The sequence below is a fragment of the Clostridium sp. UBA6640 genome (genome assembly GCF_002455975.1).
Taxonomy (GTDB): Bacteria; Bacillota; Clostridia; order Clostridiales; family Clostridiaceae; genus Clostridium_J.
The window spans coordinates 1-18,515 of the sequence record NZ_DKLM01000040.1; the positions used below are offsets into that span (position 1 = coordinate 1).

Here is an 18,515-nt window from a genome sequence, read left to right on the forward strand (position 1 = left end):
TATACCTGCAATAGCATATATAAATGAAAATGGAATTAATCATTATATAGTCATAAAGAAAATAAGTAATAATGAAATAATAGCATATATTCCAAAAAAAGGTGTTGTAAACTTTTCTTTTGTTGAATTTATGAATATATGGAATGGTATTATGTTTATAGCTACACCTAAAATACAATTAGATTCAGAGAAGAAAGGTCTATTTAAGAAATTTTCTGCCATCCTAAAATATCAAAAAAAGTTTATTATAAAAATATTTTTTAGTTCATTGCTCATAACAATTTTTGGTGTAATAGGCGCATTTTATTTTAAGTTTCTTATTGATAAAATAATTCCTAATAATTCTAAGGATTTGTTAACTAAATTTTCTCTTTTATTTATTTTACTTTTCACCTTTAAAACTTTATTTGAATTATTTAGAACTCAGCTTCTGCTATATCTTGGACAAAATATAGATATAGGACTTATGCTTGGCTATTATGAACATGTTGTTGACTTACCTATAAGCTTCTTTGATAGAAGAAAAGTTGGAGATATAATATCAAGATTTAATGATTCAGGGAAAATAAGGGATGCTATATGTAATGTAGCTTTAGCAATTATGATAGACGCTCTTATGGCAATTATAGGTGGAGCTATGCTTTATCGCCAAAATACTATATTATTTTTAGTAACCATTATTCCCATTGTTTTTTATGGCATAATAGTATACTTTTTTAGAAAACCTTTAGAAGACATAAATAGAAAAACTATGGAAAGTGGATCAAACCTTACTTCATATTTAATATCATCACTAAACGGAATAGATACTATCAAAGCTTTTAGTACGGAAAATGAAACAAAGCTTAAAGCAGAAAAGAAATTTTTAAATTTGGCAAGAAATGCTCTAAAAAGAGGATGGACTACCAACCTACAAAGTTCTTTAAAAGCCTATATTAAAGTTATATTTAACGTATTGATCTTTTGGATTGGTGGAATAGAAGTAATAAGAGGAAATTTAACTTTAGGTGAGCTCCTAACCTTTAACGCTCTACTTGTATATTTTTTAACCCCTATAGAAAGCATAATAAACCTGCAGCCATCTATTCAAACAGCACTGGTTGCGGCAGAAAGAGTTGAAAATATATTAAATATTAAGAAAGAAAAGATAAAGTATAAAGGTTCTTTAAAACCTTCTTTAAAAGGAAATATTAGATTTGAAAATCTTTCCTTTCAGTACAATTCCAAAAGCCCTGTGTTAAATAATATTAATATTGATATAAAATCTGGTGAAAGAGTTGCCTTTGTAGGTGAAAGTGGTTCAGGCAAAACCACATTAACAAAGCTTTTAATGAATTTTTACTCCATAGAAAAAGGAAATATATTTATAAATAACATTAATATAAATGATATAGATCTTGATTATTTAAGAAAAAAGATTGGATATGTTTCTCAAACCCTATTTTTCTTCAATGGAACTATAAAAGAAAATCTACGTATGGGAGATTTTTTTATAAAGGATTACGAAATAATTGAAGTTTGTAAAAAAGTTCATATAGACGACTTCATAAATTCTCTTCCTAATAAATATGATACTATTATAGATGAAAATGGAACTAATTTATCAGGAGGTCAAAAACAACGGCTTTCTATAGCAAGAGCTTTATTAAAAAATCCAGATATATTTTTACTAGATGAGGCTACTAGCAATCTGGATTCTATAACTGAAAAAATTGTTGAAGAAACTATATTGGAGTATGCAATGGATAAAACTACCATAATTGTAGCTCATAAATTGAAGTTTATAACTTCCTGTGATGTTATTTATGTTATAAAGAATGGGAAAGTAATAGAAAAAGGTTCTCATCAAAAACTTATAGAGGAAAGTGGAGAGTATTATAAGCTCTGGCATAAACAATTGAATGATTAAAATATATGCTTTGAAGTATTTTCAAGTGTAATTGAAAATACTTCAGATGCAAGAATCTATTTTATAATTTTCTTTTAACATTATTTATGATAAACCCACTTTTAGGCAATGTAGGTATTCTTGCTAGACTATAGTTTAAATCCTGCTCTAAGACTTCAAACTCAATTTTGTTAACAAGGAAATCCAAGCTTCCTTTCATAATTTCTATGGTAATACCCTCACCTGGACAACGGTGTGTCTTAGAAGGGTCACCTCCACCTTGAGGGATAAAATCAAACAGGCTTCCTTTCCAGTCTTTAAATCGCCCTGGATTAAATTCATAAGGTTTTTCCCATATACGTGGATCATGGTTAGTACCATACATATCAAGTATCACGAGCATTCCTTTTTTAAATTCGTATTCATTTAATATAAAATCCTTTCGAACTCTTGCACCAATAAAAGGACCGAAAGGATAATACCTGCGGACTTCTTGCACAAACATTTCAAGATATCTGCTATCACCAGAACTCAACTTTTCTTTACATTCTGGATGCTCATATAAAGCTAAAGCTGCAAAGGTAACAAAGGTCGAAATAGCAACAATAGGTCGTAATACGTTAATAAGTTCTATAGCTGCCATTTGAATACCCATCTGACTACCATCAAGCTCCTTATAAAAAGCTATAGCGTATAATGCTGAGCCTTCTTCAGCTTCCAATCTACCAGAGCGGACATCTTCGATAATCCCCTCTATCCACTTTTCAGTTCTATATCTTGTCATTTTCCCTTTCCAATACCTCGGTCCAATGGCCCCTAAGGCATCCACCATTGAACTAAAATCCTCTGCCCGATTCTCTATTTCTGATTCATATAGTGGAACTCCTGCCCACTGACATGCTACCTGGCATAAAATTTCTTTTGCTTCATCAAAAATCACAATCTTCTCACTAACTTGCCATTTACCTATAGCAGCTTCCCATTTCTCCATTACAAGTTCAGCTAATTTTTCTTGATGTAGCGGGGTCATAAGTGACATGAAAAGACTCTTTCGATGAATATGTGTTTGTCCATCCATGGTCTGGATTGCGTTCTCTCCAAACAGTGTTTTTTGTATCCTTTTAGGCGCTGCACCGTTTCGCTGAAACCGTTCTTGGTCATAAAACAGCTCTGCTGCTTGCTTACCAGTCATGCAAATTACCTTTTCTCCTAATAATCGAGTTTCAAATATGTCAGATTGATACTTATCAACTCTATTTTTAATAAACAAATATCCTTCCTGTAACAAAGCGTGAGTATTGTCAATGCTTTTATCCTGTGCGATATAGTTCTTACTTAACATACACTTATCCTCTCCTTTTTACTATAATTGTAAATCAAGATGTACTTTAAGTATTGAAATGTAACTTTTTAGATACAAAAATAAATACCATTCTTATGTCTTATTTATGAACATTAATTTTATGTATCAGCTTCAGATGAAAATAAAATTCATCCTTACAATAGAATAAAAAAGAGCACAGCCCATGTAGCATTGAAAAAGCTACTACTTGCAAACAAGTAAATATATTGCATATTTAAACTGCTCAAGCTCCCATTTTGAGGACTTCTTTCTTATATATTCTTTTATATGGAATCTATTATGTGTAAAAAAAAGTATTTCTATACAAATGAACTTAATGGATCTATATAGTTAAAAATAATATTTCATGTTATAACAAATTTAATAGATTTTTTAACTAGCAATACAATTGCTAGTTTTCCACCTCTAGGAAATTTAACCAATTAGGAATTGAGAATGGGAAATTGACAATTGTGGTTGAAATTAATTTTTACAAATTAATTCCTTAAAATAGACTTTTCAATAAAAGTGACTGTGCCACTTCAAAAACAAATCAATTTAAAACTTCTCTTGTAAAAGAGAAGTATCCTTAATTGTCCATTGTCAATCGTTAATTATCAATTGTATAAGGTTCCCCTGAGGTGCAGTATAGTTTGGAACAATACTAATAAATTTAGCTATTACTATGGAGAGGCTGCATTTGCTGGTGTTTTATTGTAGGAGTGAAGTGTTCGCCAGTTCTTTTTAGCATGTCTTATAGTTTAATATTTATCCAAAAAAATATGGCGAACACTGTTCGCCGCTACAAGGTCAATTCAAAACTTCTCAGTTACTACTGAGAAATTTTGAATTGTAAATCAGAAAAAGGAGCTGGCACTAATTACTTAATGCGACAGCCCCTTCTAATTTTTATTTTAGCAGGCTATTACTTCTTTAATAAAGAATTCTCTTCCACTTAATATTTCCCAGTGAATACTTCCGCAGTTTGGACATTTTTTATGATTTTGAATAAGGTTAAAAACTTTGTTACAATCTTTGCAAAGAGCATTGCCTGGTAATATCTCAATTTCTAATTTTGTGTCTTCTAATATTGTACCATCAACTGCCGCAGGATAACATTGCTCTATATACATAGGAATCATTGATGAAAGCTCTCCTATTTGCAGCACTAATGTATCAATCTTAGTTAATTCATTTTCTATTGCAATTTTCTCTACTACCCTAACAACCTCAATTACAACACCTAATTCATGCAAATTAATCACCTATCCTTTACAATGGTAAAAGCTTTCCACTTAATTATTCGTAAATAAATTCTTAACCTTTTTAACTGCAATTTTACCTTTACGTTTGAGAAGTTGTTTAACAACTACCGGTTTCATATCTTCATAGGCTACACCTTCACCATCATATTTTCTAACAAGTGAAATGGCATCAAATTTACATTTAGTTGTACATTGGCCGCATCCTACACAGAGAAATTCATCTACAACAGTAGCACCACAGCCGAGACATCGTTCTGTTTCCTTTTTCATCTGCTCTTCTGTAAAAGTACCACGTAGATCCTTAAAGGCATTTTTAGATTTATTTTCCTCATCATGACTTGCTTTCTGCCTTGGAGTGGTATCGTATCCATCAAATATAGCCTCTTCCTTATTTAATGAATGGTACTCTTTTCTGTCACGACCAATAATTAAACTCTGTCCTTTATGAACGTAACGATGGATTGAAATAGCCCCTTCCTTACCTAAAGCAATAGCATCGATAGCAAATCTAGGACCTGTAAATACATCTCCTCCAGTAAATATATCTGGCTCTCCTGTCTGCAATGTAACAGAGTCAGCTTTAATTGTTTTATTAGGATTTAATTCAATTTTGCTGTCTGTAATCAAGTTACCCCATTCCATTGCCTGCCCTACTGAAAGCAATACATAATCTGCATCAACGATTATCGTATTCTTTTCGTCATATTGAGGATTGAACTTTCTATTTTTATCGAAAACAGAAATGCACTTTTTAAACTCTACACCAATAACACGTCCATTTTCTGTAATAATAGACTTTGGCCCCCAGGAATTATTTATTGTAATATTTTCAGATAAAGCTTCTTCAATCTCTTCTCCAAGAGCTGGCATTTCTTCACGGCTTTCAAGGCAGAACATATCTACTTTTGAAGCATCAACTCTTACAGCAGTTCTTGCAACGTCGATAGCAACATTACCTCCACCAATTACAACTACCTTTCCTTCAAGTTTAGAGTTGTCACCTAAATTTACATTTCTTAAGAAATCAATACCTGCAATAACACCTTGTGCATCTTCACCTTCAATACCAAGGTTTCTTCCTGCTTGAGCACCAATTGCAAGGTAGAAAGCTTCATATCCTTGATTTCGGAGTTCACTAATAGTTATGTCTTTACCAACTTCAATACCTGTTTTAAATTCAACATTTAATTCTCTTAAAATATCAATTTCTGCACTAATTACATCTTTTTCTAACCTAAAGGATGGAATTCCAAGTGTTAGCATTCCTCCAAGTTTATTTTGTTTTTCAAATACTGTTACCTTGTAACCGTCAATAGCTAAGTAGTAAGCACAAGAAAGACCAGATGGACCTGCACCTATAACCCCAATTTTTTTACCATACTCATGTCTTCGTTTAGGTACATAGCGGCGTTCCACATTTAAATCTTGCTCTGCAATGAATTTTTTGATGTCATCAATAGCAATAGGTTCATCAATATCTCCTCTGGTACAAGCAGATTCACATTTTCTTGGGCAAATACGTCCGCATACTGCCGGAAATGGATTTTCATTTTTTATAAGCTCAAGAGCTTCTGTATATTTTCCCTGAGATGCTAGCTTAATATAGCCCTGAATAGAAATATGTGCGGGACATTCTGTTTTACAAGGACTTGTACCAGTATCAACTACATTTTTTCTATTGATACGATAATCTGGATTCCATTTTTCCGGACCCCACTCTGTATCACGTGGAGTTTCTTTTCTTTTTATCTCTTCAGTAACCGGTGTTTTAGAACATAGCTTTTGTCCCAATTGCAGCGCATTAACTGGACAATTCTGTACACATTCTCCACAAGCAACACATTTATCTTTATCTACATGTGAAGCATAGTTTGAACGCACCATATCAGCATTTATAAACATTCCAGCAGTTCTCAAGGAAAGACAGGAACATCCGCAGCAGTTGCAAATTGCATGAGTTTTTCCTGAGCCATCTAAATTTGGTATCTGATGCATCAAGCCGTTTTCTTCCGCTCTTTTAATAATTTCAAAAGCTTCTTCACGGGTAATTTGACGACCTCTGCCTGTGCGGATATAGTATTCAGCAGCATGCCCCATCTGAATACACATATCTTCTTTTAAATGACCACAGCCTTCACCCATAACTTCTCTTGCTGTACGGCAAGAACAATCTGAAACTGTAAAGATATCGTTTTCATTAAGATATTTAGAAACTTCCTCATAAGATGCTCTTCTAGTTTCACCTTCAATGGCTCTTTCTATAGGAATAACACGCATAAGCCCTACCCCTACAGGAAAATTACCTGTGGTCTTTGGTCCTCTTACTCTTCCATATGCCTCAAAAGCCTCTGCAATTTGAGGATATTTTGCAACGTTTTCTTTATTGTTAACCATCATCTCCATAATACCTGGAACCCAAGTATCGTACCAGAAATGATCTACTCCATCAATTTCATTGACAAAGCAAACACCAGCCACTGCTAAATCAAATAATAATTTAGCGGTTTTCTCTACAGATTTACCACAGAGTGGAGCAAGCTCTTTTGCAGTTGTTTTTTTACGTATCTTCATACAAAGTGCTACTTCTGCCATTTCTTCTGTAACAACTGGTTCAAGAATCATATATTCCGGATCTGTTGGTTTAATTTCATTTTTTGAGCCTCGTTTTTTGTTACTAATATGATTGGCAAGGTCAAGTACTTTTTCTTTAGCCATAATATTTCCCCCCAATAGAGATTATGATAATACTAATTTTCATTCCAATTTTTCACTTCAGTACGTATCCAATCTACCCATCCATCAATTCCTTTACCTGTCCTTGCAGAAATTTCAAAAATTTTGATATTTGGATTTAATTTTTTTGCCCTTTCCTTACATGCTTCTAAATCAAAATCAAAGTGTTCCAATACATCTATTTTGTTTATCAAAAGAACATCAACAATAGAAAACATTAGTGGATATTTTAGCGGTTTATCATCGCCTTCTGGTACACTTAAAATCATTGCATTCTTTGATGCACCAGTATCAAATTCCGCAGGGCATACCAAATTTCCCACATTTTCTAAAATAGCAAAATCTATATTTTCAGTCCCTAGACCAGTTAATCCTTGCTTTGTCATATCTGCATCAAGATGACACATACCGCCTGTATGAAGTTGAATTACTTTTACACCAGTTTCAGAAATAGTGTGAGCATCAACATCAGAATCGATATCTGCTTCCATAACCCCAATATTCATTTCATCCTTTAAAGCATTAATTGTTCTTGTAAGAGTTGAGGTCTTACCTGAACCTGGTGATGACATTAAATTAAGCAGGAAAGTTTTATCCTTTTTTAGTTCTTCTCTAAGCATCCTAGCCTGCTCATCATTATCTTCAAAAATACTTTGTTTAATCTCAAGAACCCTAAAATTATTCATAATTTTAACCCCCTAAATATTTTATTATTCAGCAAATGATTTTACTTCTTGATATTTTTTCATGTCTATATACAGTTCATTTTTGTATGGATTTCTCTTGGTCTTTACAGTCTTATAAACCATGAAAATTAATACTGCAATGTTGACTACTAATGCTGCAAAACTCCATATAGCTAATGCAGTGGTATTATATGTGGAAGATACAGCAAATTTTCCACTATCAATGAATGCTGGAAAAGTTTGTGCAAACATACACCATAGTGCTAATGTATGAGCACGATGTTGCAGCCAAGCACCTTTACCAATAGTAAATGCACATACAGTAGGTGCTAATAACAACGCAAATCCACAGTACCATGCATGACCTGGTAAGCAGTTATATGTGTATGCAAGGTTCCAAATATCATAGGCTATAATCCAAAACCACATCATATCTGGCCATAACATATCCTTACTTCCATCTTTGTCAGTTTTTTTACGTATACAAATACCAAACCAGCCAGTAATGGCAATGATATTTATGATACCTGCTGCTGCGTTCATAAAATTCCATGGACCTCCAAGTACATACATTGCTTCATCAGCGAGAAATCCTCCTTGTGCATAGTTAAGTCCTACTTCAATGTCACGAACTACTGCTTCACATATATTAATTGCAAGAATCAATGGTGGGAAGCAAAGTGCAAAACGGCTGTCAGAAAGATGCCATTCCTTGCCAGTTTTCTTGTTTTTGCCATGTAAATGGCGAATACACCAAAAGCCAATACAACCTGCTGTAGAAGAATATACTTTAGCAAGATGGAACCAGTCAGTATAGGTAGTATCACTCAATACTGTAAACCAGAGAACAGAAAGTATAGTAGGCATAATAATGAAACATAAAAATCCTGCTTCCTTAGATCTTCTCGTTACTTCATTTAAGGTAAATAACAAAGCAAATACTAATATCCAAACAAGCCACACAGAAATTGCGGATGCGCCGCCTTCATAATTGAACACAAACATTCCAAATCTCCTCCTTATTTACTCCAGTTTCGCTATTATAGAATAGTGAACTGTCCATTTTATGATTTCTATTTCTCTGGTCATACCAGTATGACAGGTATAGCTTTGATAAAATGTTAACATATTTATGCTCTATTTTCAATATTTTACATGGTTTTTAATCCTTTTTTTCTAATTTTTTCTTGTATATTTAATAATATTACCTTATAATTATTATTGGTTTCTGTACATACCACAACCAGTTTAAAGGAGTGATAAAGCCATATGGAATTTAAAAAATTGAGTTCACCATCATTAAAAGAATTATTTATTAAAGAACTAGAGAGTATGATTTTGTCTGGTAAGCTGGCCATAGGAGAAAAACTTCCTTCTGAAAGAGAACTTGCTGAATCCATGCAAGTCAGCAGAGCTGTAGTCAATGCTGGTATTTCTGAACTAGCGAGAAAAGGCTTTTTATTGGTTAAGCCAAGAGTAGGTACCTTTGTAGCTGATTATCGTAGAAATGGAACACTAGAAACTTTAATTTCCATTATGAATTACAATGGTGGAATATTAAGAGAGGCAGAAATACGTTCTATTCTGGAGCTTAGAATTGCATTTGACTGCCTTGCAGTAGAATTATGTATTCCTAAGATTACAGATGATGAAATTGCAATATTAAAAGGATATGTAAAGCAAATGGGAGAGGCAAACTCCCCAGAAGCGGCTTCTGAGATTGCATTCAGCTTCCAACATGAGCTTGCCTTTCTTTCTGGAAACACACTAATGCCTCTAATTTTCTTCTCATTTAAAGTTCCCATTTTATCATTATGGGAACGTTTTTGTAGGTTATACGGTTTAGAATCTTTACACAAAAACACAGCTGTTTTGTGTGATTACATTGAACAGAGGGACACAGTGAAAGCTGTTGAATGGCTGACCACCTCCATCAATGATACCATCAATGGTAGCAGACAAATTTACTATTAAGCATAAAAATCAGTCTATAAAATTAAAGGAATGAATATCGCAAAGCAATATTCATTCCTATATTCTATCTCTTATTTAAATTATATTTTCTTCAATTTCTTTAATTACTTCAAAACTTGGTGTATCTATAGTAGTATAATATTTTTATCCTCTATTCTTTCTAGAAATTTTTTCGCCACTATCATGAGAATCTATATAGCCTACCTTCTAATCATTTTTATACAAAGTGATGCTAAGGGAAGAACCCTCCCTTAGCCTTTGATCGAATTTTTTCTTTACTTTTGTATTCTTATATTTAGATAATACCTCATCTATCTCATTTTTTTCTAATACCTCAGCACTTTTACCAGTTGAACCGCTAAATAATTCTATCTTATTAACTTCAGAAAATTTTATCCCTAGTGTATCTTCCATGCTCACGTAGAAAACTACTGGATATACTTTAACAGATAACAAAATAGTAGCCATTATTAAATCTACAATTAACCCTATTTTTTTCTTCATAATTTTATTGTCATAAAATATATAACTTAAATCTGTAATTTTACTTAGTTTTAACATTATAATTTCTACATAGCTTTAGCATATCTTTCAATACTCCCATACTTCTTTATAGCCATTTTAGCAATTTCATCTTGATTAGATTTAAATTTTTCAATACGTTCATTAGATTTATCTACACTACCACGTAATGCTAGCGCCAATACTTTTTTAGATTTTTATGTCCCAGATAATGTAGACATATCTTTGTCTATAAAAAGACCTCTATTATTATCGTTATTTATAAAAATAACTATCTTAACTATAAGAGCTTCAAGAAAAAGCTACCAAGTTAGTACAACTTAGTAGCTCTTCAAATATATTAAGCACATGGTTAGTATTGAATGTAATATTATAAGAATTTAACAAATATGATTCCAATAATCATTAATAATATAGTAACAATCCTTCTACTATCAATTTTTCTTTTTTGTAAATTAAACATTCCAAATTGATCGATTAGTAATGCCATAATCATTTGCCCCAATAGGAAAATCATAGTAGTTACAACCGACCCAAGTATAGGTAGCAAGACAATGTTTCCTGTTATAATAAATATACCGAATATACCTCCTATATATGTCCAAATAGGAATACGCTTTTTTTCAGCATCATACAAAGGAAACTCTAATCGACGTTGAGTGATTAATATCAAAATAGCCAAGATTATGGTGCCAACAAAAAAAGAAATAAAAGCAGCGCCTAAAAGAGAACCGGTTGCAACACGAAGTTTTCCATTAATGGCAGTTTGCAATGGTGGTAAAAACCCAGCTAAAACCCCTAAAATTATCCAAGTAATTTTACCATCCTTCTTTTCTTCTTGTGACGCCATAGTTAAATCCTTTTTCTTTTTAGGTTGCACCAATGAAATAGCGAAAATCATAATCATAACTCCGAGTATTCTAGTAATACTAATAAAATTAGCTTGTACACCAAACCACCCAAAGTGATCGATTAGTATTCCTACAATCATTTGTCCTGTTACAGTCACTAGCGTTGTAACTGAAGCTCCAATTTTTGAAAAAAGAATGATATTAGCCAAATTAAAACCAACTCCAGTTATTGCTCCACCTATAAAAACATACAATGGATATGAAAAATCAATTCCAACTGTAATTCCTATAGGATCTATGATTAAATTTATAACCAGTAGTATCACCGTTCCTAAAGAAAATGCGATAAATGAAGCTGTTAAAGGTGTTTTTGAATAAGAGCTTAATCGAGCACTTATAGATGCCTGAATAGGGAAAAACATCCCGATAATTATTCCCATGATTAAATAAAGCGTAATTTGCATAAGTTTGCCTCCTTTTATTTTTTACTTTTATTTTTAAATTGTAATGATTAGGATTAAAATTATTTTCTGAAATAACAATCAAAGATTAGTCTTTTTATCTAATTATCACAATATGGACAGTTGAATAGATTTTCCATAATATTGCTTTATATTTAGAATTGATAAAAGGTATTTAACTTAATTGAGTCAATATTTATCCATACCGATAATCAATCAAATTTATAATTAAAGACTTTAAAGACTCTTTATATCTGTAATTAGATAAAAAATAAGAGTGGATTATGAATCCACAGATATTTTCTTAACAAGATCTGATATTTTTCGATTCTTTAACTCTTCTTCCATTTTTTCCTCTGCCGAAAGCATCACTTTCTTTATAGCACATTCTGAATCAACTTCTAAACAGCAATCAAATAAAGATGATTTACCTTCAATAGCATGTATAATGTCCAAGAATGAAATATCTTCCCAATTCTGGCTAAGTGAATAACCTCCGTTGACACCTGAAGAAGAATTAATCATTCCTTCCTTAACCAACTTGGTCAATATTTTAGACAAGTACGTTGGAGAAACTTTTTGTTTCTCTGCTAGCTCCTGTACACTCACAAGTTTATTCGGTGCGTCCATTGCAAGAAAAAGCACAGTGTGAAGAGCATAATTCGTAGCTTTTGAATACTTCATAATGCATGAATCACCTCCAATTAAAGACTTTATATATCTATAATAGCCTTAATAGTCTTACTTTGTCAAATAGTTTTTTTATTCACTTTATTTTCTGTTTATTTAATGTAAGTCTGAAGATAACTGCACTTCAAAAGTCGTTCCACTTTTATCTGTTTTTACAATTCGTATATCTCCATCATGAAGTTCAACGATTTTCTTTGCAAGAGTCAAACCGATACCGTTCCCTTTTGTTGCATGAGAGGTATCGCCCTGATAAAATTTATCAAAAATGCGTGCTGCCGTTTCTGAGTTCATACCGCTTCCCTGATCAGAAATAGTGAAGATAATATTTCCTTGTTTATTAATAATACGAATATCAATAGCCGAATTTTCCGGTGAAAATTTAATAGCATTATCAATTAAGTTAATCCACACCTGTTTAAGCAATTCTTCATTTCCATACAGAAAAAATTCATCGCAATCAAAGAAAATTTCAATATTCTTCTTTGTCCATTTGCTTTCCAACAATGCAACCACCCTTCGGACTTGTTCGCTGACATTATAACGAGTCTTGTCTGTTACGATTGTTTGATTTTCTATTTTTGAAAGATTCAGTACATTGGTGGCGAGATCAGCAAGACGATCTGATTCACCGATGATAATATCAAGATATTCCTCCCTCTCCTCTTTGGAAAGGTCATCATATTTCAGCATTTTTGCAAAGCCCCGTACGGAAACGATGGGCGTTTTGAATTCATGTGAGAAATTATTGACAAAATCAGAACGTAACATTTCTATACTTTCCAGTTCCTCTGCCATATGGTTGAAGCTTATGTTCAGCTTTTGTAATTCATCCGCCCCTTTCAAATGAACCCTTGCGCTAAAATCCCCCTCAGCCAATCTGTCAACTGCTGAAATAATTTCACGCAAAGGAGCAAGGGGAATGCGACTAATAATCATCGCAATGATTGTTCCCACAAGTACACTGATCATCGCAAAAGCAATAAACGACATGATAGGCTCTCGTGATGAATTCAGATTATACAAGCCAGTACGGCTAAGTATCAGAAACACTACAACCAGAAATGACGTTGACAATAACATAATTATAAAATTAATAGCTGCAAACATCATCGCTAGCTGAAATCTTCCTGTCTTTTTACAAAATTTATTCACATTTCTTCACCGCCTTATATCCAATACCACGAATTGCAACAATTTCAAATTCGGGATAGCCTTCAAACCGCTTACGCAGACGGGTAATATGCACATTCACCGTAGTATCTACCGTTTCAGACTCCATTCCCCATATCTCATCCATCAATTGAATACGGGTAAAAATCTTATCAGGATAAGACAATAACTTATAGAGCAGATAGAACTCCTTTTGTGGCAGTGTCTGACTCTCTTTCTCTCTGGTAACTGTTAATGCGTCGTAATCTAATGTAACTTTGCCAATATGCAGTTTACGCTCATTTACAATCTGTGCACGGCGCAGCAATGCCTTGATACGAAGTAGCATTTCTTCCTCGTTGACAGGCTTTACCATATAATCATCTGTTCCGACAATGAACCCCTTACATTTATCTTCAGGTAACTGCTTTGCTGTTACCATGAGAATTGGTGTATTAACTTTGCAGCTACGAAGCTGTTTGGTAAATTCATACCCGTCCATTTCCGGCATCATAATATCGAGAATAATCAAATCAATATGCTGCGTGTCCATCAACTCCAGCGCAACAACACCATTTTCCCCATGAAGGACTTCATATCCTGCGTGTTTCAGCACCGCCTGCATCAGTCGTGCAGTATTTTTATCATCTTCTACAACTAAAATCTGAAACATAAAATTCTTCCTCCTATATCATTTTTGCTTTCGGCAAGTAATGGCAGAACTGTTCTCTCGCCATGCCAAACTCGAAAATACTTCATAATTTCGGGCAGAACCTCAAAACTCCTTTGCCATTCCTCGACGGCTTCGCTGGTCAAATAAGCATAAATAACCCTGCTTAAACAAACTTAGCATCACTGTCCATGATTACTTTGCCCTGCCTTTTATAGATATTATACCCTGGGAACATAAACCTAAAATAAACTAATTCAAATTTTATTTTTTACTGTCTGAGTTTATTTTCAGTTTTTGAAAGTATTATAGAATAGATTCTGTTGAAAAAAATTCTCAATAAAGACAAACAAAAAGGAGTTGACACAGTATGCTTCAAATCAAAAATATATATAAAAAATATACCACAGGGGATTTGGTGCACTCCGCTCTCGATGGTGTCAGTCTGAACCTTCGTGACAACGAATTTGTTGCCATTCTTGGCCCCAGCGGTTCTGGTAAAACCACATTGCTGAACATCATCGGCGGTCTCGACCACTATGACAGTGGCGATCTTATCATCAACGGTATCTCTACTCAAAAGTACAAAGATGGTGATTGGAACTCTTATCGTAACCATACAATCGGTTTTGTTTTTCAAAGCTATAACCTTATTCCGCATCAGTCAGTATTGTCAAACGTTGAATTGGCACTGACGATTTCTGGTATTTCCAAGAGTGACCGTCGAAAACGTGCGGTGGAGGCCCTTGAAAAAGTAGGGCTGGGTAATCAGCTTCAGAAAAAGCCGAATCAGATGTCTGGCGGACAAATGCAGCGTGTCGCAATCGCCCGTGCCCTTGTCAATAACCCGGATATTCTTCTTGCGGACGAACCAACGGGTGCTTTGGATAGTGAAACAAGTGTACAGGTTATGGAGTTGCTGAAAGAAGTAGCGAAAGATAGACTTGTAATCATGGTTACACATAACCCGGAACTGGCAGATCAATATGCCAACCGTATTGTGAAACTGCGGGATGGAAATATAATCAACGATTCCAACCCATATCAGGTAGATGAAAAACAAGCTATCCCACCGCAGCACAAAAATATGGGTAAAACATCCATGTCCTTTCTAACGGCCTTATCTCTAAGCCTCAATAATCTCAAGACAAAAAAGGCAAGGACGATTCTTACTTCATTTGCCGGAAGTATAGGCATCATCGGAATCGCACTAATACTGGCGCTTTCCAGTGGTATTAACGCATATATTGGAAACGTGCAAAAAGATACTCTATCAACCTATCCTGTCAGCATTGAAAGCAACAACACGGATATGACCTCCATGATGTCTGAATTTATGCTTAAGAATGCAGAAGACGGTTTGGATCATGACCTTGACAAGGTATATTCCAATAACATTACCACGAGAATGTTTTCTACACTGAGCAAAGAAACAAAGGCAAACGACTTAGGAGCTTTCAAGAAATATATTGAAAGCGATGAATCCAACATTCTCGATTATGTTTCCTCCATTCAATATGGATACAATTTAGATTTGCAGATCTACAGTTCCGATACCTCGGATGGGGTTTTACAATTAAATCCCAGTGAAATATTGAACAGTAGTGGTATGGGCAACATGAGTGGTTTCGGTGGCCCGAGCATGATGCGTATTAATGTTTTTGAGGAAATGCTCGGCAACAGAAAGCTTTTGGAATCTCAATATGATGTTCTTTCCGGACGCTTCCCGGATGAAGGGGCACATAACGAGGTAGTGCTTGTAGTTGATGAAAATAACGAAATCAGTGATATGTCTCTCTACTCCATCGGTTTAATGAATCCAGAAGAATACAAGGAAATAATGAAGGCTGCCATGAGTGGTGATGATGTCAAAGAATCTGAACAGGCTTCCTTTACTTATGATGAAATTCTCGGCACTACATTCAAACTGGTTCTGAACACCGATTACTATAAGTATGACAAAGAAGCCAATGTCTGGGAAGATATGCGTAAAGATGAAAATTATATGACCAAACTAGTTGATAATGGTCTTGAGCTGAAAGTTGTTGGTATTCTTCGTCCAAATCCTGAAGTCAGCGCTACTTCCATCAGTGGATCAGTGGGATACACCTCTGCACTTACTAAATACATTGTCACTGGTAACAATGACAGTGAAATTGCAAAAGCACAGCTTGCCAACCCTGACACCAACGTCTTTACCAATATGCCTTTTGATATGGACGACTATGCGAACAATCTGACCATGGATGATGTGAACAAATATGTGGCAACGTTGTCTCCTGAGGAACAACAGCAGGTTCAGATGGCATTCTCCACCATGAGTGAAGAAGAAATTCTGAAGACCTTTGGTGAACAAATGCAAGCAAATGCCAAAGAGGAATCCTCTTACGAGAATAACATCTCCACATTAGGAATCGTAGATATGGATCAGCCGTCTATCATTAATATCTACCCTGTAGACTTTGAATCCAAAGACGAAATTGCATCAATCATTGAGGATTATAACGATGCACAAACTACCGCCGGCCATGAAGAAATGACCATCGGCTATACTGATATGGTTGGTCTAATGATGTCTTCCGTGACCACCATCATCAATATGATCAGCTATGTATTGATTGGATTTGTGGCAATATCTCTGGTAGTATCCTCAATTATGATTGGTATCATCACCTATATTTCCGTTATAGAGCGTACAAAGGAAATTGGTATCTTGCGCAGTATCGGTGCATCTAAGCGAAATATTTCCAGTATCTTCAATGCAGAAACTTTGATTGTTGGATTTGCTTCCGGTGTCCTCGGTATCGTTATCACTTTACTACTATTGATTCCAGCCAATACAATTATCGCCTCAATGTCCGGCGTTTCCGGCATTGCTTCCTTGCCGTGGGAATATGCAATTATACTTGTTGTAATCAGCATGGCATTAAATTTGATTGCCGGTCTGATTCCTTCTGGAAAAGCTGCCAAAAAAGACCCGGTTACAGCTCTTAGAACAGAGTAATATCATGATACACAATGCTTCAGGGAAACTTTTAAGCCAAAAGTATTGTGATATATCCTTTCATATTCCATAAAGATGAGGTTTAAAAGCTAATTCAATAAAATCCTATATTTAAAAAAGAGGTATTGCTTTTACAGCAATGCCTCTATTTTTATTCAGATTATCTGTATGTTACAGATTTAGTAGGTGAAATTGAAAAATTTAATTTTCCTATTTAAAATTGTGTTAATAGGGTGTCATCATTCATAAATACCCGATGTCATCTATAAAAAGCCCTAAAAATCAGGGCAGAAAAAGGGGCATTTTTCGCCCCAATTTTTGTCCGTTTTTCACGTCATAACCACAACATCTTGTAATCAATTTGCCTTATTTGTCCTTTCAATCACAATTCATCATCAAACCTATGCACTCAACGTGTGCTGTCTGTTGGAACATGTCTACTGGTTGTACTTCTAGGGTTTTATATCCTAACTCATTTAGTATTCTTAAATCTCTTACTAGAGTTGCCGAATCACAGGAAAGGTAGACTATTTTTTGTGGTGATATTTTGACTATGGCTTGAAATAGTGATTCCTTGCAGCCTTTTCTTGGTGGGTCTATTATTTTTTGAAGATGCCTTACTTAAGACATAATTATGAACCGTCCCTTACATGTATAAATCTATTCCTCAAGAATACAAGAATATAAACGTATAAATCTATTCCTCAAGAATACAAGAATATAAACGAAGGATAGAGGCTTTAGCTGAAGGGACTATTAACGTTATAGCTACAGATATATTTGATATTGATAATTTAGATGAATTGCAAAAGTATCTTTAAGTGAATTGTGGTGTAAAATTATGTACTTCAATCTCCCTTTTAGATACTCAAATACTTTTACAAGACTTACAAATTGAAAACTAATTTGTCATGGCCTAATTCTAAAAATATATTTGTAAGCACAAAAGAGCTAAACATCTAGTGAATAGGGGCTTTTTCCAGAGCATCTTCACTACGTGCTTAACTCTCTAATTGAGAAGCATATAAATATATATTTACACAATAAAATCTACTTATTCTCATCTATATTCCAAAGCTATTTCTCATCATTCCATAATAAATTAATTGTAATTTTTCTATAATATTTGAAAATTTCTTACATGTAGTATATAATATGGTTACAAAGCTTAATTAAAGATATTTTTTTATATTACTATAATTTAAGTAAAATAAAGTAATTAGTTGTATCTACCCATTTTTTTATATTCCAAGTATAGCTTTTTAATTAAAAACATATAA

General features: G+C 33.9%; 14 protein-coding genes and 1 pseudogene. 3 read left to right on the forward strand and 12 right to left on the reverse strand.

What is annotated here, in order from left to right:
* Nucleotides 1-1,909 (forward strand): peptidase domain-containing ABC transporter (locus B2W91_RS04305; RefSeq protein WP_291579049.1); only part of this gene is annotated, 1,909 nt, incomplete at its 5' end.
* Between the two features lie 61 nt (nucleotides 1,910-1,970).
* On the opposite strand, the gene B2W91_RS04310 is transcribed toward B2W91_RS04305, so the two are convergent.
* From B2W91_RS04310 to B2W91_RS04330, 5 genes are all read right to left on the reverse strand, one after another.
* On the reverse strand, nucleotides 1,971-3,230 hold the full coding sequence (locus B2W91_RS04310) for a cytochrome P450 (protein WP_291579050.1): 1,260 nt from the start codon (nucleotides 3,228-3,230) through the stop codon (nucleotides 1,971-1,973).
* Nucleotides 3,231-4,144: 914 nt separating this feature from the next.
* The gene (locus B2W91_RS04315) at nucleotides 4,145-4,486 is read right to left on the reverse strand and encodes a hydrogenase maturation nickel metallochaperone HypA (protein WP_291579051.1); all 342 of its coding nucleotides are present in this window, start codon (nucleotides 4,484-4,486) and stop codon (nucleotides 4,145-4,147) included.
* A gap of 39 nt (nucleotides 4,487-4,525) precedes the next feature.
* Nucleotides 4,526-7,210: an FAD-dependent oxidoreductase gene (locus B2W91_RS04320; RefSeq protein WP_291579052.1), complete on the reverse strand. Its 2,685-nt coding sequence runs from the start codon at nucleotides 7,208-7,210 to the stop codon at nucleotides 4,526-4,528.
* 32 nt (nucleotides 7,211-7,242) lie between these two features.
* Nucleotides 7,243-7,914, reverse strand: coding sequence for a hydrogenase nickel incorporation protein HypB (gene hypB / locus B2W91_RS04325; protein ID WP_291579053.1), 672 nt, complete (start codon nucleotides 7,912-7,914; stop codon nucleotides 7,243-7,245).
* Between the two features lie 24 nt (nucleotides 7,915-7,938).
* Complete coding sequence (locus B2W91_RS04330) at nucleotides 7,939-8,919, reverse strand: DUF5692 family protein (protein ID WP_291579054.1); 981 nt, start codon at nucleotides 8,917-8,919, stop codon at nucleotides 7,939-7,941.
* A gap of 264 nt (nucleotides 8,920-9,183) precedes the next feature.
* Here B2W91_RS04330 and B2W91_RS04335 point away from each other — a divergent pair, with 264 nt between their 5' ends.
* On the forward strand, nucleotides 9,184-9,888 hold the full coding sequence (locus B2W91_RS04335) for a FadR/GntR family transcriptional regulator (protein ID WP_291579055.1): 705 nt from the start codon (nucleotides 9,184-9,186) through the stop codon (nucleotides 9,886-9,888).
* Nucleotides 9,889-10,095: 207 nt separating this feature from the next.
* On the opposite strand, the gene B2W91_RS04340 is transcribed toward B2W91_RS04335, so the two are convergent.
* From B2W91_RS04340 to B2W91_RS04365, 6 genes are all read right to left on the reverse strand, one after another.
* The gene (locus B2W91_RS04340; protein ID WP_291579056.1) at nucleotides 10,096-10,449 is read right to left on the reverse strand and encodes a hypothetical protein; all 354 of its coding nucleotides are present in this window, start codon (nucleotides 10,447-10,449) and stop codon (nucleotides 10,096-10,098) included.
* Nucleotides 10,450-10,457: 8 nt separating this feature from the next.
* Entirely contained in the window at nucleotides 10,458-10,592 is a 135-nt protein-coding gene (locus tag B2W91_RS04345; protein WP_349680785.1) for a hypothetical protein, read from the reverse strand.
* 188 nt (nucleotides 10,593-10,780) lie between these two features.
* Nucleotides 10,781-11,725 carry a DMT family transporter gene (locus tag B2W91_RS04350; protein ID WP_291579057.1) on the reverse strand — a complete coding sequence of 315 codons (945 nt, stop codon included), beginning with the start codon at nucleotides 11,723-11,725 and terminating at the stop codon, nucleotides 10,781-10,783.
* A gap of 279 nt (nucleotides 11,726-12,004) precedes the next feature.
* Nucleotides 12,005-12,406 (reverse strand): Rrf2 family transcriptional regulator, encoded by a 402-nt coding sequence (locus tag B2W91_RS04355; RefSeq protein WP_291579058.1) that lies wholly within the window; start codon nucleotides 12,404-12,406, stop codon nucleotides 12,005-12,007.
* 102 nt (nucleotides 12,407-12,508) lie between these two features.
* Nucleotides 12,509-13,564, reverse strand: coding sequence for a HAMP domain-containing sensor histidine kinase (locus B2W91_RS04360; protein ID WP_291579059.1), 1,056 nt, complete (start codon nucleotides 13,562-13,564; stop codon nucleotides 12,509-12,511).
* Nucleotides 13,557-14,234: a response regulator transcription factor gene (locus B2W91_RS04365; protein ID WP_291579060.1), complete on the reverse strand. Its 678-nt coding sequence runs from the start codon at nucleotides 14,232-14,234 to the stop codon at nucleotides 13,557-13,559. Before B2W91_RS04365 ends, B2W91_RS04360 begins: the two co-directional genes overlap by 8 nt.
* Nucleotides 14,235-14,601: 367 nt before the next feature.
* Between B2W91_RS04365 and B2W91_RS04370 the strand changes: the two genes are divergently transcribed.
* Nucleotides 14,602-17,235: an ABC transporter ATP-binding protein/permease gene (locus B2W91_RS04370; protein ID WP_291579061.1), complete on the forward strand. Its 2,634-nt coding sequence runs from the start codon at nucleotides 14,602-14,604 to the stop codon at nucleotides 17,233-17,235.
* A gap of 378 nt (nucleotides 17,236-17,613) precedes the next feature.
* Here B2W91_RS04370 and B2W91_RS04375 read toward each other — a convergent pair.
* Nucleotides 17,614-17,838 (reverse strand): annotated as a pseudogene (locus B2W91_RS04375) (23S rRNA (uracil-5-)-methyltransferase RumA); the annotation flags it as partial.
* Nucleotides 17,839-18,515: the final 677 nt, after the last annotated feature.

Coding starts and splice junctions, on each gene's coding strand:
- B2W91_RS04310 (WP_291579050.1), bottom strand. CDS start 3,230: ATGTTAAGTAAGAACTATATCGCACAGGATAAAAGCATTGACAATACT.
- B2W91_RS04320 (WP_291579052.1), bottom strand. CDS start 7,210: ATGGCTAAAGAAAAAGTACTTGACCTTGCCAATCATATTAGTAACAAA.
- hypB (WP_291579053.1), bottom strand. CDS start 7,914: ATGAATAATTTTAGGGTTCTTGAGATTAAACAAAGTATTTTTGAAGAT.
- B2W91_RS04330 (WP_291579054.1), bottom strand. CDS start 8,919: ATGTTTGTGTTCAATTATGAAGGCGGCGCATCCGCAATTTCTGTGTGG.
- B2W91_RS04335 (WP_291579055.1), top strand. CDS start 9,184: ATGGAATTTAAAAAATTGAGTTCACCATCATTAAAAGAATTATTTATT.
- B2W91_RS04340 (WP_291579056.1), bottom strand. CDS start 10,449: ATGTTAAAACTAAGTAAAATTACAGATTTAAGTTATATATTTTATGAC.
- B2W91_RS04350 (WP_291579057.1), bottom strand. CDS start 11,725: ATGCAAATTACGCTTTATTTAATCATGGGAATAATTATCGGGATGTTT.
- B2W91_RS04355 (WP_291579058.1), bottom strand. CDS start 12,406: ATGAAGTATTCAAAAGCTACGAATTATGCTCTTCACACTGTGCTTTTT.
- B2W91_RS04365 (WP_291579060.1), bottom strand. CDS start 14,234: ATGTTTCAGATTTTAGTTGTAGAAGATGATAAAAATACTGCACGACTG.
- B2W91_RS04370 (WP_291579061.1), top strand. CDS start 14,602: ATGCTTCAAATCAAAAATATATATAAAAAATATACCACAGGGGATTTG.